Raw genomic sequence first — 7,550 nt, forward strand, 5'->3', positions numbered from 1 at the left:
TATTGTTCATTCTTATGGTCTAAATTCCAGGGCTAGACTCGTATATTGATATATAGGTTGTACAATATTGGAGTAATTTTACCATTTTTCCCTTTGAAATGCATATTTTAAGCCATTACTCTAGGAGGAGAACAAGTTTGACAAAATCCGTCTTTAAAACACTCTTACTTTCTGCGAGCGCACTTCTGCTAGCAGGCGCATTAATTATTTTCCCCCAAGAAGCGGTAAAGGCTTCTGTGCGGGGATTAGATATGTGGTGGAAGGTCGTTTTCCCTTCGCTTCTTCCCTTTTTTATTGCTTCTGAGATGCTGATCGGCTTTGGCGTTGTAAAGTTTGTCGGTATCCTTCTTGAACCGTTTATGCGACCTATTTTTCGTGTACCAGGAGCCGGGGGTTTTGTTCTTGCGATGGGGATGGCTTCAGGGTTTCCAGCAGGGGCCAAGCTTACGGCTCGCCTTCGCCAAGAAAAGCAGCTGACATCTCTTGAAGCTACCCGCCTTGTCTCCTTCACAAATTCGTCTAATCCGTTGTTTATTTGCGGAGCGGTAGCGGTCGGTTTTTTCCATAATCCCCACCTTGGCATTTTACTTGCACTCGCCCATTACCTCGGTAATCTATCCGTAGGCATAATCATGAGATTCTATGGTGGCTCTTCTGTCATAGATTCGCCATCTAAAAAAGGTCTTCCTTCTTTTAAAGAAGCGCTAAGAGAAATGCATCGTTACCGCCTTTCCGATAATCGTCCGATTGGAAAACTGTTGGGGGATGCGGTTAGCTCTGCTATTCAAAGCCTCTTAATGATTGGTGGATTTATTATTTTATTTTCGGTTTTAAACAAGCTTCTGTTATTAATGAACGTGACTTCTCTGTTCAGTCATTTGCTTTCACTTGTTTTTCCACTGTTCCATCTTTCAACCGATCTTTCGCTGCCGTTTGTCTCAGGCCTATTTGAAATTACGCTCGGAAGCCGTTTAACGAGTGATGTTACGTCTTCTCACCTTTTGCACCAGACCATTATCACAAGCTTCATACTGGGCTTTAGCGGCTTTTCTGTTCAGGCTCAAGTTGCCAGTATCTTAGCTGAAACTGATATTAAGTTTTTACCATTTTTTATTGCTCGTATTCTTCATGGATGCTTCGCGATGATGATTACCATCTTACTGTGGCGCCCTCTCCATTCGTATATCACATCATACAATCCGTCCGTTCCGACCTCCACAAACGAAACCTTTGGATGGATGAGTGAATATTGGCATGTGTGCATCACCTACGGGCCTCTTCTAACTATTGGATTTTTACTTTTGTATGTTTGGCTACTCTTTAAGAATTTGCGTCGTGCTTTATAAAAAAAGCTGGAGAAACATCTCCAGCTTTTTCTTTTTCTAATGAGAAAAAGGCGTTTTTTCTAGCTCCGTTAAAAACATGCATTCATATGTTAACTATTGAACATGATTTTTTTAATGGAGTGTGATGCTTCATGAAAAAGTTTTTGCTAATGATTGGGGTTACTCTACTTTTTCTCTTTCCTTTTTCCAATGATTTTTCCTTCGTTGGTGTTCCAACCGTACGAGCTCATTCTTTATTAGACGGACAAAACCACGATCTGATTGTGAGTTTCACCCCATCTTTTCATAATCACAAAGCACTAACCAATTGGAAAAAAAAGCAAAGGTATGATGTAATTTCGTTCAACGGAGCTTTTGCTGTCAGCGGGGCATTTGAACAAAAAGATATTGCATCGTTTTTGGAAAATCAAAACGTTGTTTCAATCGAACGAGATAAAAAAGTTCATTTGTTAGAACAGGTGATGGACTGGGGAGTACAAGCGGTTCATGCATCATATGCTTGGAAGTCCACTTATACAGGAAAAGGGGTCAAGGTGGCTGTTCTTGATACAGGAATAGGACCACATGAGGAAGTAAACGTCGTCAAAGGTGTTTCAATGGTGTCGTACACCACATCTTTTCGAGACGACCATGGCCACGGCACACATGTCGCAGGTATTATTGCAGCCAAAAATAATACCCGTGGGACTGTCGGAGTAGCACCTAATGCAGAACTCTACGCCGTAAAAGTACTGGATTCAAATGGAAATGGCTATCTGTCAGATATCATTAAAGGCATCATGTGGGCCGTTAATGAACAAGTCGATATTATTAATATGAGCTTTGGGACAAGCACCCCCTCTCAAGCCTTAGAACAAGCCATTAACATCGCCACACAAAACGGTATTCAAGTCGTTGTAGCAGCTGGCAATTCGGGTAGTTCTAAAACGCCTGGTCTTTTATATCCAGCAAAGTATGAGCCCGTCATTGCCGTTGGATCCGTAGACAAAGACATGAATCGCTCTTCCTTCTCTTCCTACGGACCTGAGTTAGACGTTGTCGCACCAGGTTCTTCCATCCAAAGCACCTATCTCTTTAATAGCTATGCTCGCTTAAGCGGAACATCAATGGCCGCTCCTCATGTGGCAGGTGACTTGGCTTTATTAAAAGAAGCCTTTCCAAATGCATCCGCACAAGAGCTGTCGCAAAAATTATTTACGACAGCTAAAGATGTAGGACCACTAGGAAAGGATGACATGTACGGATACGGATTGATTCAAGCACCGTTTAATGAAGGGATGACGCAGCTAACTGTGAACCTTTCACAGCCATCTCTACTGCCAAATGAACCCGTAGCTATTAAAACCAATGTAAATTTCCTAACGCTTAAACCTGCCCCACACGTCAGCCTTCGCTACACGGTGACAATGCCATCTGGAAAAAAGATCTCATCTACAGCAGAAAGCGATGACTACGGGGAAGCTACCTTTACGTTTTCATCTACACAAGCCGTTGGAACGTATAAAGTAGACGTCTCTTCATTAGGAAACGGAGAAAAGACAAGCGTTTCCTTTATGGTCCCAAAGCCCAGCTCCTCCCATCTTCACTTCTTTTTATCAAGCCCTACGCTTGTAAAAAAAGGGCGCGGTACTACCATCACAGCAAGCGTATTGGATGCAAAAAATCGTCCGCTCAGCTCCAAAAAAATCTCATTTACAGCTACTACTCCTTCTAATCAGATCCTTCATTTTTCAACAATTAGTGATAAACACGGAAAAGCCTTTATCACCCTCGAAAAAGATGTTCCACTAGATATGTCAGGAGTCTACTCCATCACTGGCAGCACCGAAAATTTTCAACATACGCTTTCTTTACTTGTAACAGACAAATAAATGGCGAGAAAAAAAGAAGGTGCAGCGCTGCACCTTCTTTTTTTATGTATGAAATTTTTGTATTAACGCTTCTGAAACAGCAGGTGGGACTAACTCTGATACATTTCCACCATATTTGGCTACTTCTTTCACAATGCTAGAGCTTAAAAATGAATATTGATTGTTTGTCATCATGAAAAATGTCTCAATGGATTCATCAAGCACGCGATTAACAGACGTAATTTGCATTTCGTATTCGAAATCTGATACAGCGCGAAGTCCGCGCAAAATACAGTTGGCGTTCTTTTTCTTCGCATATTCCATTAACAGACCTTGCGATGCTTCAATCGTAATATTAGGCATATCCTTCGTTACTTCTTGAAGTAGCGCGATTCGTTCTTCTACGGAAAAAAGTGGATTTTTAGAAGAATTATTTAAAACAGTTATGTACAGCGTGTCAAAAATCTTTGCTCCACGCTTAATGATATCTAGATGTCCATTTGTAACGGGATCAAAGCTCCCTGGACAGATGGCTACACTCCCCATTTCCTTCCTCCTTATTCTTCCTCTACCTGTTCAGTTTGCGCAGGCTCATAGATTGTAATTGCGGTAATACCGTAAATTTCAGCCTTTGTTCGTTCATAAGTACCAATTGTTTCGGGCAATGAAACACCTTTGTCATGCTCACAAACAATTTTCCCTGTCGAAGTTAGCAGTGATGCTTCGCTAATCGATTCGATAAGCGCTTTCAATTTTTGTGCTTTATACGGTGGATCTAACAGGATCAAATCAAACTGGAGCTCCCGTTTAATAATCGCTTTAAGCGCACGGTCTGAGTCGTTTCGGTACACTTCTGCTTGATCTTCGAACCCACACGTAGCTAAATTCGTTTTAATCGTTTGAATGGCTTTACCATCTCGGTCAACAAAAATAAATTTATCTAACCCACGGCTTAACGCCTCGATGCCTAATCCACCACTTCCACCAAATAAATCTAAACCAAGTCCACCTTCAAAATAGGGACCAATAATATTGTAAATAGATTCTTTTACCTTATCTGTCGTTGGACGCGTCGTCGTTCCAGGAACGGCTTTTAATGCTAGTCCTTTTTTTGTGCCAGATACAACTCTCATTTTTCTCACAACCTTACTTCGTTTACTGCATATTCTTCATTATCCTACCACAAATTATTTTATAAAAACTAGGGAAATTCATTATTTCTCCCCTCAGGACGGAAATATTTTTTCCAACTTTCGTATAACATGAGCATGTTTGGAAATAATAAAGGTAACAACATCTCCTGATAAAGGTGTTGTTGCCAACCGCGGAGAAGACTTACGTTTCCCCATAAGTTCTTCCTCCGGTTTCTCCTCTCCCTTTGCCTTCTTGACTTGATTTGCGTGCTCGTGTCATTCAAATCAATATAAGAGGGGCCCTATAACCTGATGGTTATAGGTTTTTTTAATGTTTACGGTCCTCTTGTTCAATGGTACAGTTAGCATATAACAATCTTTTTATACCGGAGGACAAACATGATTCAACGTTTTATTGAGCTTGGTGAAGGCTATTCTGATATTTACGAGCTGTTTGAATTGGCTCGCTCTAACAAGCATCGCCTTGCACATCTATTATTACTTGAAACAACGATTGATGGACAGAGAAAAGGCTCCTTTGTGGTTGTGCTCTCTCCTGCGTCTGAAGGGAAATTTCAGCCTCTTTATATCTCAAGAGAAGGGATTGCCTTAACCGAGTCAAGCAAACGCATAGAGCTGTTTCAAGAGCTCGCTGCATCCCTTGAAAAAAAGGTCATCTCAATTGATGTTCGATCATCTAAAAGCTTTGCTGAAACGGACCTTTACTATCAATACCTCATCGGTATTTTGCGAATGAATCGCTATATTTTACCGATGCAATAATCAAAAAAAAGGTATGTGATCATCACATACCCTTTTTTCAGTGGTTAAATTCCAATTTTATAATCATATTCCTTTGCTTTATCCGGCTTTGAATTTTCAAATTCAGTTTTCAAAAACGGCTTATACGAAGGCATCACTTTTTTAACAAAAGGAAGAGAATTTAGCTTTTCTACTAATTTTTCATGATCTTCCATATTAGAATATAACACCACGTATTTTAAATCTTTTGAAACGTATTGAACATGTCCATATCTTCTTAACGATTTAGCCTGTTTCACAGACTGAACATATACAATGACTCCTTGACGCTCCACAAACATACTTCTTCCCCTTTAAGTGTAATCAGTATTTATAAAACCATTGCGATTATGTACGAGTAATTATGAATAATCATATCATGATTTGGGTGATAGAGATATGAATTTAGATGAAATATGGAAAATCTTTTTCCAGCACCTTCATACAAGTTCCCATATTTTACAGTATGAGCAAAAAAACTTCGCTGGTATACCTTTCCTGTACATTGATGCAGATATGAATACTACAAAAAAAGAAATAGATGAGGCCATTTTAGCCTCATCTATCCGGGCTGCCTCTCACCAAAAAGTTACGTGGAGAACTTCATTCGTCCGAAACGATGGAAGCCGCTATGTGTATCAGCATCGCTTCATCGTTCCGCTTCAGAAAATGTTTTGCTGTGGAAATAATTGCACAGACTGCGTTCGCTACGAACGAACTTAGTGAACGCTACATCCACAGCTTCCACCTGAACCACATCCGCCACCACAAGAAGAACCGGTATCAAAGAACGGATTTCCGGTCGGCACTTTGATTTGCTCAGAAATGGAGTACCCTAAAATGACGCTCACTTCATCTAAAAGCTTTTGAACGGCGTTTTCCGCTTTTTTAAACTCTATGACCGTCTCATGAAGATCTACTGAGCGCTTCAGCTCACGCGTCTGTTTTGTGACGGTTTTATAGTCAGGATGATATCTCCCAAAGCGCTGTACCTCTTCGTAACGCTCTTTCATCTTCACAAATTCCGCGACGAGCGCCTGAGCTTCCTGATCTTGCCTAAATGTATATAAACACTGACGATAATGTTCAACGACATCGGATTGTAAAATCATCTTTCCAATGTGCTCAGCACCATCTAAAAGCTGAACAGTCTCTGATGTTACAAGCATGGTTTTACACACCTCCACCTCTATCTTATCACGGATAAAGCCGAGAAGAAAATGATTAAACACGCCTTTTTCTAAAAAATGGTGATCTTCCCCAAGTGTTCTAGAAAGGGATTGTTTACGTTTATTAATATTTAAAGTAGCTTCTAAGCTAAAAACGTCTTATTGCATATGCCAATTAACAGAAGTCTTTTGGTCACATATGATTCCCTCACAATTCATCAACTGAACGATATCCTCAATGTGCTCATCTTTTGCAATCAGCAAAGTTGTAAAGGAGTCATACAAACTCATAAAAGCATAATCGCTGTTTTCATCTGCCACGATTAACTCATGACCCGATAAGTCACATAGATCTAACGAAGACGTATCATTGATGGTCAATAAACCATTATCCCCCGATATCGGATTTGAGAAATATAGTTTCTTCGCTCTTTTTGAGCCCATTAGCTTCAATAAACGATCCATTAAAAACACCGATGTTCGATCCTCTGTTGGATAAAAAAAGACTGGGCGAAGATGTAAATTTAAGCGATCAGCTAAATCCTCTCGTCTATATTTTTCTGTGAAAGCACCAATAGAAGTGATTAAAGCTAATGCTACTTCCTTAGGGGAATTAAAACCACCATTCAACATGACCTTCTGCCAAGGAACAGGTTTACCCATTGTAAGAATCTCTTCATCACTCGGATAAATATGTTGATATGAATTCTCCCTTATGTTTTCCTCCCATCCAGAAGGCATTTGAGCGAAAGGGTGAAGCAATAGCGCTGCGGACTTAAACGTTCTGGGAAGCTGTTTTAAGATCGTTTTCCGTTCATTTAACCAAATATACTTTAACAAATAATACCCTCCCTTCAGACGCTGCACGCTGAGTTTAGACAAGTGTAGGTTATTATACGTATCTCTTATTTCAAATACAAGTGATTACATCAAAAACTCTTTCACATCGTATTCAGTGCTCTCACCTCTACAACCGTTCCCTAAAGAGGAACCACACTCCGCAAAAGTCCTATTATAAGAGGTAATAAGAAATCAATGAAAATAGAGCCCTAGTGAAAGACGCAAAGACTCCTCTACAATTAGCTCACCACTCGCCCTGCGGAAAGCGTAGCGAGCTGGAACGAAGAGACATACCCTTATGATTCACTACTTCAACCGACTAGGACCGAAGTGAAAGATGCGAAGACTCCTGCAGGATGAGCGAGTCAGGTGAGATCCCGCAGGAAGCAACGCGACGAGGAAGCTCACCGC

Annotated in this window: 9 protein-coding genes; 4 read left to right on the forward strand and 5 right to left on the reverse strand. The window is 40.5% G+C overall.

Annotated features, from left to right (window positions below; all coding sequences use genetic code 11):
* Positions 1-137: 137 nt before the first annotated feature.
* Together ylbJ and AMD01_RS20845 are read left to right on the forward strand one after the other, a co-directional pair.
* Positions 138-1,346, forward strand: a complete 1,209-nt coding sequence (gene ylbJ / locus AMD01_RS20840; RefSeq protein ID WP_053403393.1) for a sporulation integral membrane protein YlbJ — start codon at positions 138-140, stop codon at positions 1,344-1,346.
* A 131-nt stretch (positions 1,347-1,477) separates the two neighbouring features.
* Positions 1,478-3,217, forward strand: coding sequence for a S8 family serine peptidase (locus AMD01_RS20845; RefSeq protein ID WP_053403394.1), 1,740 nt, complete (start codon positions 1,478-1,480; stop codon positions 3,215-3,217).
* 42 nt (positions 3,218-3,259) lie between these two features.
* Here AMD01_RS20845 and coaD read toward each other — a convergent pair whose 3' ends face one another.
* Both coaD and rsmD read right to left on the reverse strand, forming a co-directional pair.
* Complete coding sequence (gene coaD / locus AMD01_RS20850) at positions 3,260-3,742, reverse strand: pantetheine-phosphate adenylyltransferase (protein WP_053403395.1); 483 nt, start codon at positions 3,740-3,742, stop codon at positions 3,260-3,262.
* An 11-nt stretch (positions 3,743-3,753) separates the two neighbouring features.
* The gene (gene rsmD, locus AMD01_RS20855) at positions 3,754-4,329 is read right to left on the reverse strand and encodes a 16S rRNA (guanine(966)-N(2))-methyltransferase RsmD (RefSeq protein ID WP_053403396.1); all 576 of its coding nucleotides are present in this window, start codon (positions 4,327-4,329) and stop codon (positions 3,754-3,756) included.
* Between the two features lie 399 nt (positions 4,330-4,728).
* Here rsmD and AMD01_RS20860 point away from each other — a divergent pair, with 399 nt between their 5' ends.
* On the forward strand, positions 4,729-5,112 hold the full coding sequence (locus AMD01_RS20860) for a DUF7147 family protein (RefSeq protein WP_053403397.1): 384 nt from the start codon (positions 4,729-4,731) through the stop codon (positions 5,110-5,112).
* A gap of 44 nt (positions 5,113-5,156) precedes the next feature.
* On the opposite strand, the gene AMD01_RS20865 is transcribed toward AMD01_RS20860, so the two are convergent.
* The gene (locus AMD01_RS20865; RefSeq protein ID WP_053403398.1) at positions 5,157-5,432 is read right to left on the reverse strand and encodes a YlbG family protein; all 276 of its coding nucleotides are present in this window, start codon (positions 5,430-5,432) and stop codon (positions 5,157-5,159) included.
* 97 nt (positions 5,433-5,529) lie between these two features.
* Between AMD01_RS20865 and AMD01_RS20870 the strand changes: the two genes are divergently transcribed.
* The gene (locus AMD01_RS20870; protein WP_053403399.1) at positions 5,530-5,853 is read left to right on the forward strand and encodes a hypothetical protein; all 324 of its coding nucleotides are present in this window, start codon (positions 5,530-5,532) and stop codon (positions 5,851-5,853) included.
* On the opposite strand, the gene AMD01_RS20875 is transcribed toward AMD01_RS20870, so the two are convergent.
* The gene (locus tag AMD01_RS20875; RefSeq protein WP_053403400.1) at positions 5,850-6,299 is read right to left on the reverse strand and encodes a YlbF/YmcA family competence regulator; all 450 of its coding nucleotides are present in this window, start codon (positions 6,297-6,299) and stop codon (positions 5,850-5,852) included. The genes AMD01_RS20870 and AMD01_RS20875 overlap by 4 nt on opposite strands.
* Before the next feature lie 159 nt (positions 6,300-6,458).
* Positions 6,459-7,139, reverse strand: coding sequence for a DUF2711 family protein (locus AMD01_RS20880; protein WP_157052807.1), 681 nt, complete (start codon positions 7,137-7,139; stop codon positions 6,459-6,461).
* Between the last annotated feature and the right edge of the window lie 411 nt (positions 7,140-7,550).

The sequence above is a fragment of the Priestia koreensis genome, from assembly GCF_001274935.1.
Classification (GTDB): Bacteria; Bacillota; Bacilli; order Bacillales; family Bacillaceae_H; genus Bacillus_AG; species Bacillus_AG koreensis.